At 48.1% G+C, this 891-nt stretch carries 1 protein-coding gene; it reads left to right on the top strand.

Annotated features, from left to right (window positions below; all coding sequences use genetic code 11):
• The coding region (locus AC6R19_RS22740; RefSeq protein WP_500582154.1) for a hypothetical protein at positions 1-891 on the top strand (891 nt) is incomplete at both ends.

Here is an 891-nt window from a genome sequence, read left to right on the forward strand (position 1 = left end):
ACATACGGCGATTACAAAACACCGCAACACTTTGGGATGGGTGGTCGCTATAAAGATGGGGCAAATGACCATGCCAACAATAGGCGTGGTGGTGGTGCGGTTAAGCTGAATATCTCCGGAGAGTTGCGTCTCGATGGTCGCATTATTGCGAAAGGCGGTCAGACTTATGGTCACGACTATGGTGTCGGATCGGGAGGCTCAATCTGGTTGGATGTGGGCCGGCTGACAGTCAGCTCGTCCGACAGGATCTTGGCAGGCGGGGCGGATGGCTACAACGGAGGTGGTGGTGGCCGTGTAGCGGTTTATTATGAAGAATCCAATATAGTCGCGGGCACACATGTCAACGCGTCAGGCGGTAACTACTGGGTAACCGGCACCAAAAATGGGAACCCAGGTAGTATTTACTTTGAAAATAAAACTACAGGCTGGTCATTGCTTCGGTTTGATAACAAGGGGCGGAATAAGAGTTATTCAGATACTTTGGAGGTGTCTGGAGACTATGCAGAAGACACGGTCCAGTTTAGGGATGTCAATATCGATATTTCTGAGGCTAGTTTTAAATCTCTGGCGCTGACAAATAGTAATATCGATTTGGTCGGTGTTGACGCTATAAGTATTAACCTCACTAACAGCATCTCTACCTTAAGCGGAATAAACGTCTCTTCCATCAGTGTAATAGGTGGTTCTGCAACTGCCGAGGGCTTGGTTACTGTTAGCGATAGTTTTTCCACCGATGGTTCAAGGATTTATGGCGGGTTTAAAGACCAGGGCTACTGGAAAGTACCCGGCCCCGATGGTCACCTAGTAGTAGATGACTTTATCTATGAAATGAGTGGTAGTGAAACCTGGGATCAGATCTTTGTGCTTAACGGGGGGCAGATAACCCATAAG

The sequence above is a fragment of the Microbulbifer sp. SE14 genome (genome assembly GCF_059834885.1).